The organism is Methanobrevibacter sp., from assembly GCF_045646205.1.
Taxonomy (GTDB): domain Archaea; phylum Methanobacteriota; class Methanobacteria; order Methanobacteriales; family Methanobacteriaceae; genus Methanocatella.
On sequence record NZ_JAZRKF010000064.1, the window covers coordinates 118,743 to 142,706 of the forward strand.

General features: G+C 34.6%; 17 protein-coding genes. 12 read left to right on the forward strand and 5 right to left on the reverse strand.

Annotated elements, in window-relative coordinates:
• The 7 genes from ACKI44_RS11620 (at position 1) to ACKI44_RS11650 (ending at position 10,457) form a co-directional block, all read left to right on the forward strand.
• Entirely contained in the window at positions 1-1,404 is a 1,404-nt protein-coding gene (locus ACKI44_RS11620; protein WP_407424571.1) for an undecaprenyl-phosphate glucose phosphotransferase, read from the forward strand.
• A gap of 148 nt (positions 1,405-1,552) precedes the next feature.
• Positions 1,553-4,168, forward strand: a complete 2,616-nt coding sequence (locus tag ACKI44_RS11625) for an OB-fold nucleic acid binding domain-containing protein (RefSeq protein WP_407424574.1) — start codon at positions 1,553-1,555, stop codon at positions 4,166-4,168.
• Between the two features lie 22 nt (positions 4,169-4,190).
• Positions 4,191-5,126: a DNA repair and recombination protein RadA gene (gene radA, locus ACKI44_RS11630; RefSeq protein WP_407424576.1), complete on the forward strand. Its 936-nt coding sequence runs from the start codon at positions 4,191-4,193 to the stop codon at positions 5,124-5,126.
• A 64-nt stretch (positions 5,127-5,190) separates the two neighbouring features.
• Positions 5,191-6,096: an AEC family transporter gene (locus ACKI44_RS11635; RefSeq protein ID WP_407424578.1), complete on the forward strand. Its 906-nt coding sequence runs from the start codon at positions 5,191-5,193 to the stop codon at positions 6,094-6,096.
• Positions 6,097-6,342: 246 nt separating this feature from the next.
• The gene (locus tag ACKI44_RS11640) at positions 6,343-8,331 is read left to right on the forward strand and encodes a 4Fe-4S binding protein (protein WP_407424580.1); all 1,989 of its coding nucleotides are present in this window, start codon (positions 6,343-6,345) and stop codon (positions 8,329-8,331) included.
• 158 nt (positions 8,332-8,489) lie between these two features.
• Positions 8,490-9,758 (forward strand): serine hydroxymethyltransferase, encoded by a 1,269-nt coding sequence (glyA, locus tag ACKI44_RS11645; protein WP_407424582.1) that lies wholly within the window; start codon positions 8,490-8,492, stop codon positions 9,756-9,758.
• Between the two features lie 6 nt (positions 9,759-9,764).
• Positions 9,765-10,457 carry a dihydromethanopterin reductase (acceptor) gene (locus tag ACKI44_RS11650; RefSeq protein ID WP_407424584.1) on the forward strand — a complete coding sequence of 231 codons (693 nt, stop codon included), beginning with the start codon at positions 9,765-9,767 and terminating at the stop codon, positions 10,455-10,457.
• Here the strand turns inward: ACKI44_RS11650 and ACKI44_RS11655 are convergent.
• Entirely contained in the window at positions 10,454-10,744 is a 291-nt protein-coding gene (locus tag ACKI44_RS11655) for a DUF192 domain-containing protein (RefSeq protein ID WP_407424586.1), read from the reverse strand. The two genes, ACKI44_RS11650 and ACKI44_RS11655, sit on opposite strands and share 4 nt — an antisense overlap.
• Positions 10,745-10,964: 220 nt before the next feature.
• A complete protein-coding gene (locus ACKI44_RS11660) occupies positions 10,965-11,639 on the reverse strand; it encodes a DsbA family protein (protein WP_407424588.1) in 675 nt (224 codons plus the stop codon).
• 133 nt (positions 11,640-11,772) lie between these two features.
• On the opposite strand from ACKI44_RS11660, the gene metK reads away from it, so the two are divergent.
• From metK to ACKI44_RS11685, 5 genes are all read left to right on the forward strand, one after another.
• On the forward strand, positions 11,773-12,936 hold the full coding sequence (gene metK / locus ACKI44_RS11665; protein WP_407424590.1) for a methionine adenosyltransferase: 1,164 nt from the start codon (positions 11,773-11,775) through the stop codon (positions 12,934-12,936).
• 169 nt (positions 12,937-13,105) lie between these two features.
• Positions 13,106-16,345, forward strand: a complete 3,240-nt coding sequence (gene ileS, locus ACKI44_RS11670; protein WP_407424592.1) for an isoleucine--tRNA ligase — start codon at positions 13,106-13,108, stop codon at positions 16,343-16,345.
• Between the two features lie 9 nt (positions 16,346-16,354).
• Positions 16,355-18,493, forward strand: a complete 2,139-nt coding sequence (gene purL, locus ACKI44_RS11675; protein ID WP_407424594.1) for a phosphoribosylformylglycinamidine synthase subunit PurL — start codon at positions 16,355-16,357, stop codon at positions 18,491-18,493.
• 25 nt (positions 18,494-18,518) lie between these two features.
• Positions 18,519-19,736 (forward strand): gephyrin-like molybdotransferase Glp, encoded by a 1,218-nt coding sequence (gene glp / locus ACKI44_RS11680; RefSeq protein ID WP_407424596.1) that lies wholly within the window; start codon positions 18,519-18,521, stop codon positions 19,734-19,736.
• A 16-nt stretch (positions 19,737-19,752) separates the two neighbouring features.
• Positions 19,753-20,886, forward strand: a complete 1,134-nt coding sequence (locus ACKI44_RS11685; RefSeq protein WP_407424598.1) for a site-2 protease family protein — start codon at positions 19,753-19,755, stop codon at positions 20,884-20,886.
• Positions 20,887-21,029: 143 nt separating this feature from the next.
• Here ACKI44_RS11685 and ACKI44_RS11690 read toward each other — a convergent pair whose 3' ends face one another.
• The 3 genes from ACKI44_RS11690 to ACKI44_RS11700 all read right to left on the reverse strand — a co-directional run bounded on the left by ACKI44_RS11690 (position 21,030) and on the right by ACKI44_RS11700 (position 23,863).
• Positions 21,030-22,037 (reverse strand): LytS/YhcK type 5TM receptor domain-containing protein, encoded by a 1,008-nt coding sequence (locus ACKI44_RS11690; RefSeq protein WP_407424600.1) that lies wholly within the window; start codon positions 22,035-22,037, stop codon positions 21,030-21,032.
• A 130-nt stretch (positions 22,038-22,167) separates the two neighbouring features.
• A complete protein-coding gene (locus tag ACKI44_RS11695) occupies positions 22,168-22,581 on the reverse strand; it encodes a ferritin family protein (protein WP_058740194.1) in 414 nt (137 codons plus the stop codon).
• Between the two features lie 55 nt (positions 22,582-22,636).
• Positions 22,637-23,863, reverse strand: a complete 1,227-nt coding sequence (locus ACKI44_RS11700; RefSeq protein ID WP_407424603.1) for an FprA family A-type flavoprotein — start codon at positions 23,861-23,863, stop codon at positions 22,637-22,639.
• Positions 23,864-23,964: the final 101 nt, after the last annotated feature.

Consider the following 23,964-nt stretch of genomic DNA (forward strand, 5'->3'; position numbering starts at 1 on the left):
ATGATAAGAGAAAATCAAAAAACATTAAATTTAATTCTGGTCTTAATGGATGTGGCCGTTATTTCCATATCTCTGGCTATTTCCTGGTGGTTACGTTTTAAAACCACCATGTTCGGACCTATTGGAGGACATTTACCACTTCAAAATTATCTGTTCTTCTTAATATTGGCCGTAATTCCAGTTTATATAATTTTGTATTTTTCCTTTGGATTATATAAACCTCGCAGAACCTATAAAACAATTTTTTCTGAGGCCACTCAGATTATTAAAGTTAATATTGTGGCCTTTGTCGTGTTAGTTGCTATATTATTTATTATAAATGAGCCTAATTTCTCAAGAATCATGCTCTTTCTTTTAGGAATTACTGCTTCAGTATTCGGTATCATTGAAAGATTTATTGTCAGAAGCTTTCTTAAAAAAATACGCATTAACAATAGAAATCTCAAACATATTCTCATTGTCGGAGATAATGATTTAGCATTTACCTTTGCACGAAAAATTAGAAACAATCCGTATTTGGGTTTTGATATTAGTGGATTTTTAGGAAGAAGTAATCGTGTCGGCATGGAAATAGAAGGAAGTAAGATTATCGGTTCATTTACAGATTTGGATAAAGTTTTAGAAAACAATAATTATGACCGTGTTGTTTTGGCTATTCCATTGAAATATTATTATAAAATCAATGAATTAGTGGAAAGCTGTGAGCGTGTTGGAATAAAGGCTGAAATCATTCCAGATTATATAAGGTATTTTCCTGCTCAACCGTCAGTTGACATGATTGAAGATATTCCAATTATTAATATAAGGTATGTTCCTTTGGATGATGCATTTAATAAAGCTATAAAATTCCTTTCAGATTATATTATCGCAATAATAGCCATTATTATAACTTCTCCAATAATGATTCTTACAGCCATTGCAATTAAATTAACGTCTCCAGGTCCAATTATATTTAAACAGGAAAGAATCGGATTTCACGGTAAACCTTTTGAAATGTACAAATTCCGTAGTATGAAGGTTCAAAGTCCTAATGACGAAAAATCAGAATGGACTACAAGGGACGATCCCAGAAAAACTAAGGTTGGGGATTTTATTAGAAAAACCAGTATTGATGAGCTGCCTCAATTTTTCAATGTTTTGAAAGGGGACATGAGTGTTGTCGGTCCCAGACCCGAAAGACCATATTTTGTCGATGAGTTCAGAAAAGAAATTCCTAAGTACATGGTTAAGCATCAGGTCAGACCAGGCATTACTGGTTGGGCTCAGATTCATGGTTGTAGAGGAGATACGTCTATTAAAAAACGTATTGAATACGATATAGAATACGTAGAAAACTGGCATATTGGATTAGATATTGGTATAATGATAAAAACTGTTGTTAAGAAAAATCCTAATGCATATTAATAATCATCACATTTTAATATATTTATTTAAGATTTAAGGCATTTTAAGCAATTTTAGTATCGCAGAATACTCTTCAAATGCTCTCCCACATCACTTATATTATAGTAAAATACAAAATAATAATTAACTTTCTAATGAGGGGTTTGGTATGGAAAAAGAAATTTTAGAACAATATAATAAAGTCAAAGATATACTCTCTGAAGAAGAATTTTTAGCCGAAATGGATGAAGTTCGCCCTGATTTCGAAGATTTACCTTTTATGGATGAGGTAGACGTTGCTAAAGAAGTTGTTAAAAATCATATTGGTGCAGATGACATTTCAAAAACTGAAGATTCTCTAGAAGAAAATAATGATGATTCAACTTTTGAAGAAGTTGTAATGACAGATGAACTTTTGGAAAAATACGACCAAATTAAAGAATTCATTTCAGAAGATGAATTCCTGAATGAAATGAACAAACTTAAAAAAGAAAATTTAAATGTTTCTTTCATGAATGAAGAAACATTTGCTGATCAAATCATAGGCCGTTATGTTGAAAAGGAAAATGAAGTTTTAACCGATAGGGAAGAATATTCCAGCGATAATATCGGATTGCTTGAAGATGGTGACAAAGACAAATCATTCATTGGTGTTGTAAAAACGATAAGTAATCCAAGATCATTCAAAACACGTAAAGGAAACTCCGGTAAAGTATGTAATGTTGATGTTGAAGATAAAACCGGTAAAATTCGTGTTGTTTTATGGACAGAAAATATTAAACATTTAAAAAATATTTCCGAAGGAGACATTGTTCATGTTGCAGGAGTAGACATTAAAGACGGATACTCCGGTCTTGAAGCTACAATGAGACCAAGATCAGTATTTGAAAAAGCAGTTGACGCTAACCCTGAAGATTATCCAATTTATGAAGAAGAAATTACTCCTATTAAGGATGTTGAAGCTGATACCAAAGTCAATATTATTGCAAGAATTACCAGAATCCCGCCAATCAGATCATATAATAAAAATGGTAAGGAAGGTAAAGTTGCATCCTTAGAACTTCAGGATGCTTCCGGAACAATCTCATACACTTTATGGAATAATAACGTTGATTTAATTGAATCATTAGATTTAAATGATGGAGACACTGTTAAAATCCTTCAAGCTCAAGTAAGAGAAAGAAATGATGAAAAATCTTTAACCCATTGGGATGGAAGAATAATAAAAGGTGATTTTGAAGTTCCTGATTTTGAACATGAAATTTCAAAAATCGGTGATTTGGATGATGGCGACAGTGACATTGAAATCATCGGAGTTGTTACTAAAATCCAGGATGTAAGGAAATTTATCAGGAAATCCGATAAAAGTGAAGGTCAGTTAAGAAACTTTAACATCACTGATGACACTGGCTCTATTAGAGTAACATTGTGGGGAGACAGTGCTGATTTAGATATTAACAAAGGGGATATTGTTAAATTAATTGGTGGAAATGTTGTTTATGATGAATATACTCAAGAAGGCCATTCCATCAATACCAATTTCTCAACTCAAGTCAGTGTAAATCCTAAAAATTTATCTGAAGAGGATTTATCAATATTTGATTCCATCAGAGAAAAATTACAACCAATGCCAATAGAACAAGTGGTATTAGGTGATGAAGAAAATGTTGACGTTGATGTTATGGGTAGAATAATGTCTGTAGGGGATGTTAGAACATTTGAAAGACCATCTGACGGCAGCCAAGGAAAAGTACGTTCAGCATCATTTTCTGATGGTACTGAAGTCGTTCAATTATCTTTATGGGATGATAAATCTCAAATAGAATTGGAAGTAGGCAGTGCTTATTTGCTTGAAAATGCAAGAGTCAGATTCAGTATGGATTCAATTAGTTTAAATATCGGATCCTCCTCAAGAGTTATTAAATTATCTGAAGATGACGCTAAATTCTTACCGTCATTTGAAACATTAGAAAAAATGATTTATGAATATCGTGAAATTTCTGATTTGGACGAGTATGATGAAAATGTTTACGTCATCGGTAGAATATTTGAAGTATTTGAAGCTCGTGAATTGGAAAGAGATGACGGCAGTAAATACTTACTTAGAAATATAGAAATTGCTGATAATTCTCAAGCGATTAGAGTATCTTTATGGGGAGATAATGCTAAAAGAGAATTTGATGAAGGAGAAGCAATCAAAATACAAAATCCTAGAGTAGACTTATACAATGATCAGTTAACTTTAAACATTGCAGGTTCAACCGCTATTGTCAAACCTAGTGATGAGGAATTAATGAATTTGCCTTCTTTTGATGAACTAAAAGAAGCTATTTATGTTCCAAAAGAAATCGAGGCAATTGAAGACAATGACGTTAATGTCCGTGTTACCGGAACTCTTAAGGAGGTTAATCCGGACAGGTTACTTCTTAGAAAATGTCCTCACTGTGGTAACAATATTGGAAACTTGGATGTTGACAGTGAAAGCATATGTGATTTCTGTGGTGAAACCTTTGATGAACCAAGAACTACAATCATGATTCCTGCTACATTAGAGGATGAAACTGGTGAAATTACTCTAACATTCTTTGACAATTTAGTTGAAGATTTATTAGAAATGCCAAAAGAAGAAATAGTTAACATAGTTAGTGATGAGCCTGGTGCTTTAGATGGAAGAATTGAAGATTTAGAAGGACTCACTGTAGAAATTATTGCAAATGTTAGTTATGACGAATATAATGAGGATAGAAAACTCAACCCAAGAAAAATTTTACAAAAATACTATTAAAACAAATTAAGGATGGATTATTATGGTGGAATTAGAAGATTTACCAAGTGTCGGTGAAAAAACAGCAGAAAAATTAAGAGATGCAGGTTTTGCAGATATGATGAGATTAGCTACTGCTACTCCAAAAGAATTATCCGTTAAAGCTGAAATTGGTGAGGGTGTTGCTGAAAAAGTTATTGAAGCTGCACGTAAAGCTGAAGATATTGGTTTTGAAACTGCATTAGAAGTTGATGAAAGAAGAAAAGATGTTGGTCATATTTCTGTAGGAAGTAAAGGATTCAATGATTTGATTGCAGGGGGTATTGAAACTCAAGCTATTACAGAAGTATTTGGTGAATTTGGATCCGGTAAAAGTCAAATTTCTCATGAATTAGCTGTTACTGTTCAATTACCTGAAGAATTAGGTGGTCTTGATGGAGACTGTGTATTTGTTGATACTGAAAACACATTCCGTCCTGAAAGAATTAAACAAATTGCAAACGGTTTTGAATTGGATGTAGAAAGTGTTTTACAAAGAATTCATGTTGCCCGTGCATTTAATTCCTCTCACCAAATATTGATGGTTGATAAAATCAATGAACTCATTCAAAGCGGTACTAATGTTAAGTTGGTTATTGTTGATTCATTAATGGCTCACTTCAGAGCAGAATACGTTGGAAGAGAGTCCTTAGCTGTAAGGCAACAAAAATTAAATCAGCATTTACATTCCCTTCAGCAGATTGCTAACACATACAATGTAGCTGTATTTATTACAAACCAAGTTCAAGCTAAACCAGATTCATTCTTCGGTAGTCCTACTAAAGCTATTGGTGGTCACGTATTAGGACACGCTTCCACTTACAGAATTTGGCTTAAAAAAGGACTTGCAGGTAAAAGAATTGCTCGTTTAGTTGACAGTCCTCATTTGCCTGAAGGAGAATGTGTATTCAAAATCACTAATGAAGGTATTGTAGATTAAATATCTTCATCTATTTTTTCTTTTTCCTTTAATTTTAAATATTTTAATTAACTACTTTTTTATAATGAATGCTATTGAAATTACTATTTTATCTATTGTTTTGATGATTGCTTTGGGATATATTCTAAAGCGAATCGATTTCATATCCGTTAATGATGTGGATGTGTTAAATAATATAGTGATTTATATTTTATTGCCATGCATGATTTTTTCTGCTCTTTATTCAGCAGATTTATCTTTGATTCCTCAATTGGGAGTACTTCCATTTATTATTTTAGCCTCATCTTTTGTAACCGGAATCATATCATTTTTCATTTTGAAAATGCTTAACTTATCGGATAAGAAACTATGGAGTGTTTTGGTAACTGTAATGATTGCAAATACTGCATTTATGGGATATCCCGTTAATTTAGGTATATATGGTCATGAAGGATTTTTAAGAGCAATATTTTGTGATATCGCTACCATGATCATATTCCTGATATTGTCATTTGCGCTGGTTTTAAAATTTGGAGGCAGTACAAAAACAGCAGTTAAAAAAATAGCACTTTTCCCTCCATTATGGGCAATTATCATGGGAATCTCTCTTAATTTATTGAATATTCCAATTGGTCCGGTTTTGGAAAATACTGTAAATTATTTGGGTGACGGTGCTATTCCTTTAATCATGTTATCCTTAGGTATCTCCATTGATTTGGCGGGTATTAAGCGTTCCAAGGCCATGATTATATTTACATCGATTATGAAGCTGGCATTTTTCCCATTAATAGCATTAATCATAGTTTCATTTTTAGGACTTGTTGATTTGCAATATAATGTTACTGTAATTGAAGCGGCTATGCCCTCAGGTATGTTATCCTTAATTTTGGCAATAACCTACAAGCTGGACTTTGAGCTGACCTCTGATTGCATATTAATCAACACGGTTTTTTCCCTTGTAACTTTGCCCCTTATAATCATGTTAATCTGACATTTTTTTGTTAATTAATATTTTTGCTTTCCTAAAAATCTTTGATAAGAATATATTAAATTTTAAAATAGCTCTTATAAAGCTTTATTTTTTAATTAAAGCTGTTTTTAGGATTATTTTATTTCATCATATATATACTTTACTCCCATATTTTTTCAGAAAGCTTTATAAATGTGTTCCAACTACATATTTAATATCTAACTCTATATGTTAGATAATTTCGCACACTTGTACAAGGTGAAAATTATGGCAGAAGAAATAAGAGATAATAATGAAGAATTAAGGATAGGAGTTTACGTCTGCCACTGTGGTGTAAACATTGGTGGAGTAGTTGACTGTCCTGAAGTAGCTGAATACGCTAAGACCTTACCTGGCGTTGTTCACGCAACTGATTACAAATATATGTGTTCTGACCCTGGTCAAGCTTTAATCCAAGAAGACATTAAAGAGAAAAACTTGAACCGTATTGTTGTAGCAGCTTGTTCCCCTCGTCTTCACGAACCTACTTTCCGTAGATGTGTTGAAGAAGCAGGATTAAACAAATTTTTATTTGAATTTGCTAACTTAAGAGAACAAGACTCCTGGGTACACATGTCATTACCAGAAGAAGCTACTGAAAAAGCTAAAGACTTAACTCGTATGGCTGTTGCTAAAGCAAGATTACTCGAACCATTAGAAGCTACCAAAGTAGCAGTAGATAACAAAGCATTAGTTATCGGTGGTGGAGTAGCTGGTATTCAAACCGCTTTAGATTTAGGAGATATGGGATTCAAAACCTACATGGTAGAAAGAAACCCTACCATTGGTGGAAGAATGGGACAATTAGATAAAACTTTCCCTACTCTTGACTGTTCAATGTGTATTTTAGCTCCAAAAATGGTAGACGCATTCAAACATGAAAATATTGAATTAATTTCTTACGCTGAAGTTAAAGAAGTAGACGGATACATCGGAAACTTCAATGTAAAAGTTGAGAAAAAACCAAGATATGTCGATGAATCTTTATGTACTGGATGTGGTGCATGTCAAGAAGCTTGTCCTATCGAAATACCTAACTACTACGACGAAGGTGTCGGTATGGTAAAAGCTGCTTACATTCCTTTCCCTCAAGCTGTACCTTTATGCGCAACTATCGATAAAGACTACTGTATCGAATGTAACTTATGTGTACAAGCTTGTGGACCAGACGCAATCGACCACAACCAACAAGCTGAAGAAATCGAATTAGAAGTTGGTACTATTATCGCAGCTATCGGTTACGATCCATTCGATCCTTCCAGTATTTACCAATACGGATACGGCCGTTACTCAAACGTAATTACTGCAATGGAAATTGAAAGAATGATTAACGCATCAGGTCCTACTGGTGGACACGTTATCAAACCTTCCGATGGTATCGAACCTAAACGTGTTGCATTTATCCACTGTGTTGGTTCAAGAGATGAGCAAATCGGTAAACCTTACTGTTCAAGAGTATGTTGTATGTACTCCATGAAAAACGCTCAATTATGTATTGACCACGAACCTGACACTGAAGTAACTTGTTACTACATGGATATTCGTTCATTCGGTAAAGAATACGAAGAGTTCTACAAAACCTCTCAAGAAAAATACGGAATTGAATTTATCAGAGGTAGACCTGCACAAATCTTCGAAAATGATGATTTAACCTTAACCATCAGAGCAGAAGATACTTTACTCGGTAAAGTAACCGAATACACTTACGACTTAGTTGTATTAAGTGTTGGTCTCGAACACTCTGCAGGATCTGACGAACTCAGACAAACCTTAGGTGTTTCCAAATCCGCAGACGGATTCTACATGGAAGCTCACCCTAAACTCAGACCTGTTGACACCTTAACTGACGGTGTTTACATTGCTGGTGTAGCTCAAGGTCCTAAAGATATTCCTGACTCAGTAGCACAAGGTTCAGCTGCAGCATCCAGAGCAGCTATCCCAATGGCTAAAGGTCAAGTAGAAATCGAACCTATCGTAGCACGTACTGATGAAGGTATTTGTGGTGCTTGTGAAGTTTGTGTTGAATTATGTCCATTTGCTGCTATTTCCATTGTCGAAGACTCTGGAAGTCATCACGCAGAAATTAACACTGCATTATGTAAAGGATGCGGTACATGTGTAGGTGCATGTCCATCCGGTGCTATGGATCAACAACACTTCAAAACCGATCAAATTATGGCACAAATCAGTGCTGCTCTTGAAGACATAGGAAAATAGATTTAGAGATTTTTAATCTCTATTTCTTTTACTTTTTTTTAACACTTTTTTTACAGATTTTACTTTTTTTTTTAAGATACCTATTTTTTCATAACTCTTATATTATAAGATAAACAAAAATTAATACATAATATTTTAATAAATTTTAGGTGTAGTAAATGACTAATTATCATGATGAAATTTTAAACTTTGAAAAAATAGCACAAGAACATACTGAATATATGAGAAACAGTATTAATTTGATTGCTTCTGAAAATGTTACTAGTGTAGAAGTTTCTGAAGCTTTAGCTACGGATTTTGCTCACAGATATGCTGAAGGTCAAGCTTTTGAAAGATTCTACGAAGGATGTCAATTTGTCGATTTAATTGAAGATAAAACCAAAAAGCTTTCATGTAAAGTTTATGACTGTGATTATGCAAACGTTCAGCCTGTTTCAGGTGTAACCGCTAATCTCGCAGCATTTTTCGGTTTTGCAAAACCTGGTGAAAAAGTAATGGCTCTTGAAGTTCCTTCAGGAGGACACATTTCACACGCTGATGTTAGTGCAGCAGGTATTCGTGGTCTTAAAACAGTTTTCCACCCATTAAACAAGGACATTATGAACATTGACATCGATGCAATGAATAAAAAGATTTTGGAAGAAAAACCTCAAATTGTCTTGTTCGGTGGAAGTTTATTCTTATTCCCTCATCCAGTTAAAGAAGCTCGTGAAGCTGCTGATGAAGTTGGAGCTAAAATCATGTATGATGGAGCTCACGTATTAGGTCTTATTGCAGGAGGCCAATTCCAACAACCGTTAAAAGAAGGTGCAGACCTGATGATGGGAAGTACTCACAAGACTTTCCCTGGTCCACAAGGAGGTATTATCCTTTCACACGAAGAAAACGCAGAAATAATTGACAATGCAGTTTTCCCTGGTGTTGTAAGTAACCACCACTTGCACCATTTATTAGGTTTAGGTATTGCAACAGCTGAAATGTTAGAATTCGGTGAAGCTTATGCAAAACAAACCATTAAAAACGCTCAGGCTTTAGGTCAGGCTATGTTTGAGTTAGGATTCAATGTATTATGTGAAGAACAAGGATTTACTGAATCTCACCAAATTGCTGTTGATTTATCTGATATCAGATCAGCATCCGATATTGCTAAAGAATTGGCTGACAATAATGTCATTTTAAACAAAAACCTCTTGCCTGGTGATGACAGGGACAATTCCGATAACCCTTCAGGTGTAAGAATCGGTACTCAGGAAATTACCAGAAGAGGATTAAAAGAAAAAGAAATGACTGAAGTTGCTGAGTTCATTAAACGTGTAGCAGTTGACAAAGAAGACATTGCTGATGAAGTTGCAGAGTTCATGAACCAATACACAAGCTTGGACTATGCATTTTCAGACAGAGACGCATATCAATATCATAAATTATAGATTACTATGAGAATAGGGTTTGCCTTTACTGGAGCAGGTCATTTACTCAATGAATCTGTTCAGCTTGCTGAAAAACTAGCTAAAGATCATGAAGTCACGATATTTCTTTCAGGAGCAGCTGAAGAAGTATTGAAAATGTATGGGCTTTATGAAAGAGTTACCAGATTAACTGGTGGTAAATATAGAGAGCTTGCTACAGATTCCAACCAAAAATTTTCATTTCCAATAACAGGCAGATTCTCACTCGGTAAATATGATTTATTGATTGTTTCACCTGCCACTGCCAATACCGTTTCCAAAATTGTTTACGGTATTGCCGATACTTTAGTAACAAATGTTGTTGCGCAGGCCGGAAAAGGTGCCGTTAAAACATTCATGGTTCCTGTAGATATCCATCCGGGACCTGTTGATACAGTTTTACCTTCAAAAGTTGAAAAAGATAAATGTAAAAATTGTGATGATTGCGTTGCAGCCTTGGCATGTCCTGAAGGTGCAATTATTCCTCATGATGAAATTGACCTGACCAAATGTGTAGGATGTGGCCAGTGCAGAAATTCCTGTCCCTATGATGCAATTTCTGAAGGTAAAATAATTACTATTTATATGCGGGATATTGACATTGAAAATACCCGCAAATTATCTGAAATTGATGATATTCAGATTTTTGAACATCCTGATGATATTTTGGATAATATCTAAAAATCCAATCTATCTCCAATATTCAAATCAATTGAATTTTCTTTAACTTCCAAAACATATCTGGCTTTTTTTGATGCTTTGTAGTATTTCCAGGGTTTTAATGTAACCTTATCAAAAACAATCTTATTTTCATCCAGAAAGTAAACGTCTATTGTAAAGAGCATGAAACAGGTGTGAATGCTTGATCCATATTTTAAAACGATTAACAATCCATAATTGATATCTCTTTTAAACATTAACCCAATGAGTCTTTTGAAATAATTATCGGCTATTTTTATTTTTATCATGGATTATTGCTTATTTAATTCATTTATATTAAATTTAACTCATTTTTAAAAGCAATATTGCTCTTACTTTGTAATTATCAAAAAAGAGGTAAGATTTTACTTGTCATTTAATGCATTTCATGGTCATTTAAAATGATGAATGATTGAATGACTTAATATATTTTCAGCCACACAATCAATTTAATAGAATTTGTAATAAAAATAAGTAAAAACTTTTGGATTAATGTGGATTAACAAAAGTCTTTTTTTCAATTTCACCGCTTTCCATATCTTTCAGGGCACTTTCAAATTCTCCGTTTGAAAATACTCCCGGAATGATGAGTCTTTCTCCCTTATGATTAAATATAAAGCATGGGGTAGCGGTAATTCCATAAGAAACAGCTTCTTCTGCATCAAGGTATACTTCAATATTGTAATAATTGTTTTCAAGAATTTTACTGACTTCGGATTCTTCCAGTCCGCATGATACAGCTATTTCACTTAAAACTTTATTGTCTGCAATATTTTTGTTTTCAACAAGATTTGCATAAAATATTTCCTCAACAAGTTTTAAAGTAACTTCGGGATGCATATTCTGACAGAATTTGGATAATCTTAAAGCATTATTTGAACTTGTAAGTAACATGTCCTTATAATTAATTTTTAAGCCGTCTTCAAGTGCGATTTCTTCTATTTCTCTAATTTTTTCCGATGCCTCTTCTATGGATACATCATTTTTTTCGCTGTATCTTTCAGCAGTGCTTTTTACATGCCTTTTCACGGCTAAGGGTTCAAGTTCAAAAGCTTTCATTTCCCATTCAACATCAATATTTAAGGTTTCAGCTGCTTTTTTAACTCTTTCAAGTCCAATATAAGAATATGGGCAGTTAAAATCAATCATGTAAATAATATTCATCGTTTATCATCTGTCTGCTTGTGAATTTAAAAAATATCTAATCAATAATTTATATATATAATTTATGATATAATTAATTAATGAATATTTTATAATGTTGATATAATTATTTGAATTTAATATTGGTGATAATATGAACGAAATAGGTAGAACATTTACATCAGAATCAGTAACTCAGGGACACCCTGATAAAGTTGCAGACATTATTTCTGATGCTATATTGGATGCGTACATGGCACAGGATAAAAATTCACATGTTGCATGTGAAACTTGTGTAACAACTGATTTTTGTATGGTATTTGGTGAAATAACCTCATCAGCTCATATCTCAGAAGACGAAATTGAAAAAATCATAAGGGACACAATCATTGAAATTGGTTATGATAATCCTGATTTGGAATTTGATGGTCATACATGTAAAGTTGAAAACAGACTCCATGAACAGTCTGCAGATATTAATCAGGGAGTAGACCGTGGAGATGAAGAAACCGGGGCTGGAGATCAGGGAATGATGTTTGGTTTCGCAACCAATGAAACAGAATCATTAATGCCTTATCCAATTGATCTTGCCCGTAAATTAACTAATAAATTAACTGAACTTAGAGAAAGCGGTGAAATTCCATATTTAAGACCTGACGGTAAGGCACAGGTATCAGTAAATTACGATAAAGACGGCAATGTCGTTTCACTTGATGCTGTTGTATTGTCAACCCAGCATGATGAGTCAGTATCAGATAATCAAGATCAATTAAAAGAAGATATCCGTGAAAAACTCTTTAAGGCAGTCATTCCTAAAGGATTAATGACTGAAGACACTAAAGAACATATCAATCCGACCGGTAAGTTTGAAATAGGCGGTCCTCACGGAGATGCTGGTTTAACTGGCCGTAAAATCATTGTAGACACCTATGGGGGATATGCAAGACACGGTGGTGGAGCATTTTCAGGTAAAGACTGTACCAAAGTAGACAGAAGTGCATGCTACATGGCAAGATACATTGCAAAAAACATTGTAGCAAGCGGTCTTGCTGAAAAATGTGAAATCCAGCTATCCTATGCAATTGGAGTTGCAGAACCGACTTCAGTTATGGTAGATACTTTTGGAACCGCTGCAGCAGATTTGGACTTTGAAAAAATTGTACGTGAAAACTTCAAATTAACTCCTGATGGAATTATCGAAACATTAGGTTTAAGAGACGTTACTTATAAACAAACTGCTAAATACGGTCACTTCGGTATTGAAGGACTCCTATGGGAGAAAACCGATAAAGCCGAAGACTTAAAAAAATATATTTAAATTAAACTGAACTTTCCTCTTTTTGAGGATAAGTTTTTAAATTTTTTTTCTTGTTTTTATTTTGAAATTTTTCTATTTTTTTTAAAATATTCATGATTGTAATAACCTTTATTTATTATCTAAAACAAAAGTATAAATATTATAGATTATTAATTTTTGAGGAGTTACAATGCCAATAAACGAGGCAGAAAAATCATACGATCATGATAAGATAGAAAAGAAAGTACAGAAATTCTGGAAAGATGAAAATACTTTCAAAAAAGTCACAGAACTTAGAGAAAAAGGTCCCAAATACTCATTTTTAGATGGTCCACCATATTGTAGTGGAAAAATACACTTGGGTACTGCTTGGAATAAAGTTATTAAAGATTCATATTTACGTTATAAATCAATGAATGGATTTAGTTTAAGAAGACAAGCAGGTTGGGATATGCACGGTCTTCCAATCGAGCATAAAGTAGAGCAATTAATGGGCATTAAATCCAAACAGGAAATCGAAGATACAATCGGAATAGCTGCTTTTGTCGATAAATGTAGGGAATTTGCAATGGAAAATAAGGTGGCTATGGAAGAGGAATTCGACCAGTTAGGAGTTTGGATGGACTGGGATGACCCATACATGACGCTTGATCCGAAATATATGGAATCTTCATGGTGGACATTAAAAAGAGCCAATGACCAGGATTTGCTTGTAAACGACCAGAGAGTAATCAGCTGGTGTCCTCATTGTGGAACAGCACTTGCGGCCGCTGAAATTGAATATGAAGATAAAGTTGACCCTTCCATATTCATTAAATTCCCTGTCACCGGTGAGGAAAATACCTATTTCCTTGTATGGACAACCACTCCTTGGACACTTCCTGCAAATATGGCAATCTGTGCCAATCCGGAATTTGATTATGTTTACGTTTTAAAAGATGGTGAAACCTTGATTTTAGCTGAAAACCTTATGGAAGAGGTTTTAGGCAAACAGGTTAAAATCCATAAAACCAAGATACCTGCCGAATCAGAAGACGAAGAGGACAAAATCATTGAAGAAAAAGAAGTCTTATATGAAGTAATTAAAACAGTTAAAGGTACAGACATTATCGGATTCGGTTATGATTATATTTTGGCAGACGAAATTCCAAAACAAATGGAATTTGATTCAGAAATTGAAAAAGTCCATACAGTATTATCCGGTGACCATGTAGAACTTGGCGAAGGTACAGGTTTGGTTCATACCGCACCTGGACACGGTCCTGAGGACTTTGAAGTAGGTCAGGCCAATGGCCTTCCGATTTTCTGTCCTGTTGGTGAAGACGGATGCTTCACTGAAGATGCAGGCAAATACGCTACTAAATTTACTAAAGATGAAAACCCTCAAATTATTGAAGATTTAGAAAATAAAGGTTTAATGTATAGATCAGAAACCATTGAGCACAGATACGGGGTATGCTGGAGATGTAAAACTCCAATCATTTATATTGCAACCAAACAATGGTTCCTGAAAGTAACAGACATTAAGCAGAAAATGCTGGATGAAATTGCCCGTGTGGAATGGGTACCTAAATGGGCTGGAGAAGGCAGATTCCATGATTGGGTAGATAACGCCCGTGACTGGACAATTTCAAGACAAAGATACTGGGGTATTCCTATTCCTATTTGGGAATGTCCTGACTGTGGTCAAATCAAAGTTATAGGCTCCTTAGACGAATTAAAATCTGAAGCTTTAACAGATATCGATGTATCTGATGCCGAACTCATTCACAGACCATATGTGGATGAAGTTGAAATTAAATGTGACGGCTGTGGAAAAGCTATAAAAAGAATTCCTGATGTTTTAGACGTATGGATTGATTCAGGAGTTGCCGGATGGGCTTCACTTTACTATCCTGAAGAAAAAGAAAAATTCGAAGACTGGTTCCCATATGACTTCATTACTGAAGGTCACGACCAAACCAGAGGATGGTTCTACTCACAATTAGGTACTGGGGTAATTTCAATGGGTAAAAGTCCTTATCAAAAAGTATTAATGCATGGATTTGTATTGGATGATAAAGGAAATAAAATGTCCAAATCATTAGGTAACGTAGTGGCTCCCGAAGAAGTTATTGAAAAATACGGTGCTGATGTATTAAGATTCTATCTCTTATGGGCTTCAAAACCGTGGGATGATTTGAAATTCGTATGGGATGAACTCCTCAACATCAACAAAATGTTCAACATCTTATGGAATGTTTATGTATTTTCAACCACTTACATGTCCCTCGATAACTTCAATCCTGTTGAATTAACTGAAGATGATATTATTTTAAGATTGGAAGATAAATGGATTATATCCAGAGCCAATACATTAGTTAAAGAAGTTGCTGAAGACTTAGATAATTTATTCTTCCATAAGGCAACAAGAAAAATCAATAATTTCATCCTTGAAGATTTAAGCCGCTGGTATGTAAGGCTCATCCGTGGAAGAACCTGGGTTGAAAGTGACGACCCTGATAAATTGGGTGCATATTACAGTTTATACACTGCACTCATCAAATTAATTTCAGTTTTATGTCCAATAGCTCCTCATGTATCAGAAGAAATCTATGAAAACCTTGTAAAAGGCGTTAATCCTGATGCACCTGAAAGTATCCACATGAATGACTGGGGATACGATGAAGATGCAATTGATGAGGAACTGGAATCTAAAATGGATGTTGCACGTGAAGTTATCGATGCATCCATTAGAGCCCGTGATATTGCACAATACAAACTCAGATGGCCGGTATCAGATATTACAGTAGTATCTCAGGATGAAGATGTTTTAAAAGCTATTGAAGAGTTGACTGATATTATTAAAGATCAATCTAATACTAAAGAGGTCTTATGCGCCAGTGAATTTGAAAAATTATCATTTAATGCAAAACCGAACCTTAAAACCTTAGGCCCAAGACTCAAGGGAGATATGGGTAAAGTAATGGGTGCTTTAAAGCAGGGTGACGGTAATCAAATCAAGGCAGACCTTGAAGCTAATGGAAGTATAACCATCGAAGGACATGAATTGTCATCAGATGATATATTATTCGACTCAGAACTTCCGGATGATTTCGTTTCATCAGAGTTTGAAGGCGGAAATGTATTTGTAAATACTAATATCACATTAGAAATTAGGCAAGAAGCTATGGCTCGTGAATTAATTAGAAGAATTCAGGACATGAGAAAAGATTTGGATTTGGATGTCGAAGCAAACATTAATGTTGATGTAGAAACATCCGCTGAATTTAAAGACTTAATCGTTCCTCAATCTGAGTTCATATCTCATGAAGTAAGGGCAGATAGCTTAATTATAACTGACAGTGAAGAATGCAGTAAAGACTCTAAAGATTATACCAAAGAATGGGATATTGAAGGAGAAAAAGTAATTATTTCAATTAAAAATTAAGGTGTTAACATGACTTTAGCTGATTCTGAAATTGAATATATTGAAGGAATCCTTGGTAGGAAAATGAATGAACTGGAAGAAGGAATGCTTGATGTAATGTTTTCAGAGCACTGTTCCTACAAAAGCAGCAGACCGTTTTTAAGAGCTTTTCCAACAGAAGGAGAAAACATTATTTTAGGTCCAGGTGACGATGCAGGACTTGTATCTGTAACCGATAAGTATGCATTGGCTGTAGGTATGGAATCTCACAACCATCCATCTGCTATCGAGCCTTATGGTGGAGCAGGTACCGGTATTGGAGGAATTTTAAGAGATATTATATCAATGGGTGCTATGCCTATTGCACTTTTGGATTCACTCAGATTCGGGCCAATGGAAGATGAAAAATCAAGATATCTATTCGAGCATGTTGTAAAAGGAATTTCCGATTACGGTAACCGTGTTGGTGTTCCAACCGTTGCCGGTGAAATCGAATTTGACGAATCCTTTAGAACAAATCCTTTAGTTAACGTAATGTGTGTAGGTCTTGTTGAAAAAGAAAACATTGTCCGTGCTCAGGCACCTAACTTTGGCGATGTATTCCTTTTAATGGGTGGAACTACCGGTCGTGATGGAATTCACGGAGTTACCTTTGCATCTGAAGAGTTAACATCTGACTCTGAAACTGAAGACAGGCCTGCTGTTCAGGTTGCAGACCCGTTCACCAAAAAAAGAGTTCTTGAAGCATCACTCGAAATTTTAGAAAAAATTGATGTTAGCGGTGTTAAAGATTTAGGTGGTGGAGGTCTTACCTGCTGTATTTCTGAGCTTGTTGACGCTTCAAACAATGCAGCATTTGTTGATTTACGTGCCATTCCTTTAAGGGAAACTGGTATGACTCCATATGAAATTATGCTTTCCGAATCACAGGAGAGAATGGTATTTGTAATAAATCCTGATGATGTGGAACTTGCTCAGCAAATCTGTGACAAACATGAAATCGTCTCAGCTGTCATTGGTGAAGTTCGTGAAGGAAACAACATGATTATTTCAGATGACGGTGAGGAAATTGCAAACCTGCCTACTATTCTTTTGGCAGATCCGCCTTCCATTGACAGACCTTTAGAAGAAATTCCTGAAGATTTGGAAAAAGTGGAAGTTGCTCATCCACCAATCAAAGAATCCTTACCTAAATTATTGTCTTCACCTAATATCGCTTCAAAAAGCTGGGTTTACAAACAGTATGACCATGAGGTTCAGGTAAGAACCGTTGTAAAACCTGGTGATGACGCTGCTGTTTTAAGAATTGATGATGAAACGGCTATTGCACTTACAACAGATTCCAATACTATTCACACTAAATTGTCTCCGTTTGATGGGGCTGCAGGATGTGTTGCTGAAGCAATACGTAATGTTGTTTCAATGGGAGCCACTCCTTATGCAGTTGTTGACTGTCTTAACTTCGGTAATCCTGAAAAACCTGAAATATTATGGCAATTCAAGACAGCTATTGAAGGTATGAGTTTGGTTGCTGAGAAATTTGAAGCACCCGTTATCAGCGGAAACGTAAGTTTCTATAATGAAACTGAAGGAATTAAAATCAATCCTACTCCTGCCGTTGGAGTTATTGGAGTTGAAAATATTGAAAATATCAGAACTATGGACTTTAAAAATGAAGGAGATAAAATCTTACTAATTGGTAAGACATTTGATGAGTTAACAGGTTCTGAATACCACCGTGCAATCCATGATTTGGAAAAAGGTGTTGCTCCAAGAATCAGGGTTGATGATGAAGTTGCAAATGCAAAAACCATCTTAAAGCTATTGGATGAAGATGCTGATAAGAATATCACAGCAATACATGATGTATCTGCAGGCGGTTTAGCTATTGCACTTTCAGAAATGGTTATTTCTTCTGAAAAAGGTTGTGAAGTAGAGTTAACCAGTGATGAATTGGATGAAAATCAATTACTTTACTCAGAAAGTCACGCCAGATATTTAGTGACTGTTAAAGCTGATGCATGTGATGAAATTTTATCAAAAATAGATGTTCCTGTAACTGTTATAGGGGAAGTTAAAGGAGATGTCTTAAAAATCAATGATAATGAATTCACAATTGATGAGTTAAATAACTCTTATCGTGGAGTTATTGAAAAATATATGGCATAAATATAATTAGTTGGCTGGTGTTTACATGTTTTTATCTAAATTAGACTCTTTAAGCGATGCTTTAAAGCTTATTGATGAAAATCAAAAGATTATGGATACCGAAGAGGTTCCATTAACCGAAGCACATAAAAGAGTTTTAGCTGAAGAGATTATTGCATATCATAACTCACCTCCATTTGACAAGTCTGCAATGGATGGATTTGCACTTAAAGGGGAAAATACGTTCGGTGCATCACAGTCCAATCCTAAAACATTAAAAATAGTCGATGCAATTGGTGCTGGAGATTTCTGTGACAAGACAATACATGAAGGGGAAGCTATTGTTATTGCCACAGGTGCACCGGTTCCTGAGGGGGCAGATGCTGTTTTAATGAAGGAATACACTACAACAGATGGTGATGAGTTAACAATTTATTCTCAGGTTACTCCTGGAGAAAATGTTTCTCCAAAAGCTGAAGATATCAAAAAAGGATCTCAAATTCTATCTAAAAATACTTTTATCAGATATCAGGAAATGGGATTAATCGCTTCAGCAGGTTACGATAGTGTTAAAGTTTATAAAAAACCTAAAATCAAATTAATAATTACAGGTAATGAGTTAGTCGAACCTACAAAAGAGGAAATAGATAAGGCTAAAATTATAAACTCAAATTACTTTACTATTAAATCTATGATTGAAGATGCAGGAGCATGTGTAAGCATTGCCCATGCAGGCGATACCTTTGAAGAAGTCCGTGAAGAAGTTTTAAAGGCAAGTGAAGAATATGATGTTATCATGACTACTGGCGGAACGGCCATCAGTAAAGGTGACGTTGTACTGGACGTAGTTGATGATTTGGGGGATATTCTTTTCCACGGCGTTGCAATAAGGCCAGGTAAACCTATTGGTGCAGGTATCATCAACGGTAAAATGATATTTACCTTTTCAGGCCAGCCTGTAGCGGCCATGTCTCAATTTGATATATTTGCCCGTAAATATTTATTTAAAATGCAGGGCAGAGACTTTGATTTTCATATTGTTAAAAGGGAAGCAAAATTAAAGATTCCTTCCCAGCTTGGAAGAACAGATTTCATCCGTGCATTTACTGATGATGATTATGCAAGACATATCTTAAACAGAGGTTCCGGCATTATCCGTTCAATGGTAGAGGCTAACAGTTATATTATAATTAATGAAAACGATGAAGGATATCAGAAAGGCGATATAGTTGATGTTGTATTTTTTGATTCCCTGCTTTGGTAGTTAATAAGGTGTTAAAATGAATGGAATTTATTATTATGTGATAGCTTTCTTTGTTATATGGACAATAGCTTTAATTTTTAATAATAAATTATCCAATTATGGTTTTGATATTGATTTTCCGATAATAATGTGGAGAACTGAAAGACTTCGCGGATTAATTAAGCGAATTTCTGACATATCTCCCCGCTTTTGGAAATATTTCATGACGCTGGGTATTGCAGTATCATTTGTCACGATGATAGGTATGGCATGGCTTTTAATATCATCAATTGAAACTGTAACAACCACTCCTTCGGTATCTCTCGTTATTCCTGGAGTTGAAATGCCCGGTTCATCAATTTATGTACCTTTAGGTTATGGATTAATTGGTCTGGCTACTGTATTGGTGATTCACGAGTTTTCACATGGTATCTTAGCTGTCAGTGAAAAGATAAGCATTAAATCCATTGGTTTATTGCTATTTGCAATAATTCCCGGTGCATTTGTAGAGCCTGATGAAGATGAATTGAAAGAATCTTCCAGATTGTCACAGCTTCGGGTTTATGCTGCAGGTTCCATTGCAAACATGTCCCTTGCAGCTGTTGCACTGGTAATATTCTTGGTGATTTCATCATATGCGATACCAGGTAATTTTTCTGAAAACGGTATTGAAATCAATCGTGTTGTAGGTGACTCTCCGGCCAGTGAACATCTAAAGGAAGGAATGATAATCGAATCAATTGATAATCACACAATTGACAACTCAACCAGCTATTTGGATGTTGTCAGTTCATTTAAGCCTGGAGATAACGTAACTGTGGGAACGAATGAGGGATCATACACGCTGACGCTGGATAAAAATCCGAACAATGAATCAGTAGGATACTTCGGTATACAGGCCGGCAAACATTATGAATTGAAAAGCAATGCTTTCGGTCCGCTGCCTTGGATATACTTTAGTTTATTAGAATTATTCCAATGGATGTTTATTTTGAATTTAGGAATCGGTACATTCAATTTACTTCCAATGAAACCTTTAGATGGTGGTAAAATGCTTGAAATCCTATTAAGCTATAAGCTTCCGGAAAATATCTACAAGCCACTTGTCAATTCAATATCAGTTATCATGGCAATGATTATTGTTTTCAGTATTGTGGCCAGTTTCATATAGATTTACTTATTTTTATATTATTTTTTAATTATTAACTTTTATTATTTTACATATTCATTAAATATTTTTAATAGTTTTATATTAACCTATTAAATTATTGATGGTTATTTCAAGTAAATGCTATCAAATGTTGGTGGGAAAAATTATTTTTTCAGATTCTTGATTTCATTTTTTAACTTTTCAATTTCTTTGTCATATCCTTCCAGTTTATTTTCAAGTTCTTTGATTTTTTTTTCTTCTATGCTAGGCTGGTTTATATGTTCTTTTAATTCTTTAATGACTATTGAGAATAATAACATTCCTACAACAGATGCAAATAACATTATTGGGTAAATATTTTGAATGAAAGGAAATGAAATGTCTGGTGGGCTCAATGTAACGACTAGTAACATATCAAATCCTGTAAATAGAAACATTAGTAATATGGCATGAAGAGTTTTAGGGAATTTTTTATCATTCCAAATAAAGGTTAGACTTCCGATAACTCCGCTGAGCACCGTTGAAATTGCACATGGCAGGGCAGTTGCTCCTCCTAGGGTAAATCTGTATGCTCCGGATATTAATCCTACAGGTATTCCAACAACAGGACCTCCAAATAAACCGCTGATCATAACTATCAGGCATCTGATGTTGGCGGGGGTATCATTAACAGTTACATGGGCATATGAAGCAAAAAGCCCAATTGCTGCAAATATGATAAGACATTTTAGTTGATTTTTTTTAGTAAAATTTCCAAGTATAATCTCTTTAAAGGATTTTAAGTTAGTTGCAAGGATAAGAAAGATTAAAACTCCACATAAAATTCCAAACATTTCTAAATATGGTCCAAAATAAGTTTTAGCGTCAATTTTACTTCCAAAATAAGAAGTCATGATACCTATTACACACATTATGAGTATATATGACATTCCATAAAGGGGATTATTTCCTCTGTTTTTTATTTTAGGCAATTTTCCGGATACATATCCTAAAATACTCAAGGTCGCTATGGCGGCTGCAATATCCTGGAAAGTTTCTAAACTGATGCCAATTCCAAATTTTGAAAAATGAGAAATCAATCCTATAAGAAGTACAATATTTGAAATTATCAATAATGAATATAGTATATTCATTTTCCAATAATTGCTGATTTTAAATTTTTTTTCTGTCATTGAAATCGCTAAGAACTTAGTTTTAATAATATTTCAGTTCTTAATATATTGGTGATATTATTAAAGTTTTTTCAATTTGGTGGTTCTGGTGTAAAAAATAAAAATAATTGAAAGAAATTAATCTTTCAATTTAGAAGTATCTTTCTAAAATACCTTCTAAGATTTTGTAGTGACGACCTTCGTCTTTGGAACTTTCTCTGAAGAAATCAGCAGCGGTTTCGATTCCAGCTTCTTGAGCTTTTTCAGAAGCTTCTCTTTTTTCAGCGTTAGCCATTTTTTCTCCGCCCATCATCCATTCGATGTTTGCTTTGAGGTCATCTTTAATGATTCCGTTCATTTCACAGAATCTTGCAGCATGTTCTGCTTCTTCCCATGCTAATCTTTTGAATACTTCAGCTAATTCTCCGTAGCCTGCTCTGGAAGCTTGTCTGGACATAGCTAAGTAGATTCCTACTTCGTTAGTTTCACCTTCAAAGTTTCCTGCAACGAATTTTTCTACAGGAGTTCCTTTTGTAATTCCAATTTCATGTTCGTATTTTACCATATTAATACATCTCCGTTTTGGATATTGATTGTTTTATTTCAACAACTATAAATAATTATAATTCTTTACAAGCTTGAGCTAATTTTTTACCTAATTCATAGCTTGCTTCGTTTTCATCTTCATTTGGTACAAAGTAGATTTCTTGGGATTCTACAACATCAAATCCGCAGTTACCTAATTCTTCTGCGAGTTTATCAGGAGCTCCTCCTCTTCCACCCATGGAACCAAAGGTTACAGCTTTTCTTTCAATGCCGGTTCTGTTGAATAAAAGACCTTTCAAGTAGTACATAATGTCTCCGATACTTGGGTATGGCACATCATTGATGGTTGGATCACCGATAGCTATTCCTTTACTTGTCAAGATACTTTTAACAATTTCTGATCTTTCATCTTCGTGTAAGAAGAAGATTTCAACATCATATCCTTCAGACATTGCACCTTCTGCAATTTCGTGAGCCATGGTTTGGGTTGAGTAGTGCATTGTGTCGTAAATGATTGTGATTTTGTCTTCACAAACACCGGTAGCCCAGTTCTGGTAAGCTCCGATTACTTGCATAGGGTCTTTCCAGATTTGACCGTGGGATGGAGCAATCATTTTGATTTGTTCGAGTAAACCTAATTCCACTACTTCATTTAATTTTTTAAGTACTAATTTTGAGAGTGGAGTGATTAAGTTTGCATAGAATTTTTGTGTTGCATCCATTAATACGTATTCAGGGATTTCATCACTGAATCTTTGTGTGAAACATAAGTGCTGACCAAATGCATCGTTAGGGAATAAAATTCCGGTATCATCAGCGAGTAATGTGAACATGCTGTCTGGCCAGTGGAGTAAGAATGCATCCAAGAATGCTAAGGTTCTTCCGCCAACATCTAATGTGTCACCGGTTCCAACAGTTATAAATTCAGCACCTTCTAAGTTAGGGTAATGTTTTAAAAGACCTTTTACAGCGATTTCAGTACAGTAAATTGGTGCTTCAGGGAATCTTTTGTGTAAATCATATAAAACACCAGAGTGGTCTTTTTCCACGTGGTTTTGAATGATGTAGTCAACTTTTACATCTCTTCCTTCTTGAGCGAATGCATCGTCGATACGTGCCATCATTTCAGCAGTTTTTCCAGGGTAAGCATTATCAATTATTGCTACTTTGTCTTCACCAAATACAATGTATGCGTTGTATGTTGTACCATCTAAGGTATATCCGTGGTAAGTTCTTAAATCCCAGTCAAGAACACCAATCCAGTATACTCCTTCAGCTATTTTTTGAGCGTTAGCTTTCATTTTTATTCCTCAAATAAATTTTGTTTTAATCTATACGAATGATATATAGATTTAATGTTATTTTTGTTAATGTGCATATATATAGATTATGATTAATGAAA

Bases quoted from the DNA above. Each gene is read 5' to 3' on its own strand.
- ACKI44_RS11620 (WP_407424571.1), top strand. From the start codon at position 1: ATGATAAGAGAAAATCAAAAAACATTAAATTTAATTCTGGTCTTAATG.
- ACKI44_RS11625 (WP_407424574.1), top strand. From the start codon at position 1,553: ATGGAAAAAGAAATTTTAGAACAATATAATAAAGTCAAAGATATACTC.
- radA (WP_407424576.1), top strand. From the start codon at position 4,191: ATGGTGGAATTAGAAGATTTACCAAGTGTCGGTGAAAAAACAGCAGAA.
- ACKI44_RS11635 (WP_407424578.1), top strand. From the start codon at position 5,191: ATGAATGCTATTGAAATTACTATTTTATCTATTGTTTTGATGATTGCT.
- ACKI44_RS11640 (WP_407424580.1), top strand. From the start codon at position 6,343: ATGGCAGAAGAAATAAGAGATAATAATGAAGAATTAAGGATAGGAGTT.
- glyA (WP_407424582.1), top strand. From the start codon at position 8,490: ATGACTAATTATCATGATGAAATTTTAAACTTTGAAAAAATAGCACAA.
- ACKI44_RS11650 (WP_407424584.1), top strand. From the start codon at position 9,765: ATGAGAATAGGGTTTGCCTTTACTGGAGCAGGTCATTTACTCAATGAA.
- ACKI44_RS11655 (WP_407424586.1), bottom strand. From the start codon at position 10,744: ATGATAAAAATAAAAATAGCCGATAATTATTTCAAAAGACTCATTGGG.
- ACKI44_RS11660 (WP_407424588.1), bottom strand. From the start codon at position 11,639: ATGAATATTATTTACATGATTGATTTTAACTGCCCATATTCTTATATT.
- metK (WP_407424590.1), top strand. From the start codon at position 11,773: ATGAACGAAATAGGTAGAACATTTACATCAGAATCAGTAACTCAGGGA.
- ileS (WP_407424592.1), top strand. From the start codon at position 13,106: ATGCCAATAAACGAGGCAGAAAAATCATACGATCATGATAAGATAGAA.
- purL (WP_407424594.1), top strand. From the start codon at position 16,355: ATGACTTTAGCTGATTCTGAAATTGAATATATTGAAGGAATCCTTGGT.
- glp (WP_407424596.1), top strand. From the start codon at position 18,519: ATGTTTTTATCTAAATTAGACTCTTTAAGCGATGCTTTAAAGCTTATT.
- ACKI44_RS11685 (WP_407424598.1), top strand. From the start codon at position 19,753: ATGAATGGAATTTATTATTATGTGATAGCTTTCTTTGTTATATGGACA.
- ACKI44_RS11690 (WP_407424600.1), bottom strand. From the start codon at position 22,037: ATGACAGAAAAAAAATTTAAAATCAGCAATTATTGGAAAATGAATATA.
- ACKI44_RS11695 (WP_058740194.1), bottom strand. From the start codon at position 22,581: ATGGTAAAATACGAACATGAAATTGGAATTACAAAAGGAACTCCTGTA.
- ACKI44_RS11700 (WP_407424603.1), bottom strand. From the start codon at position 23,863: ATGAAAGCTAACGCTCAAAAAATAGCTGAAGGAGTATACTGGATTGGT.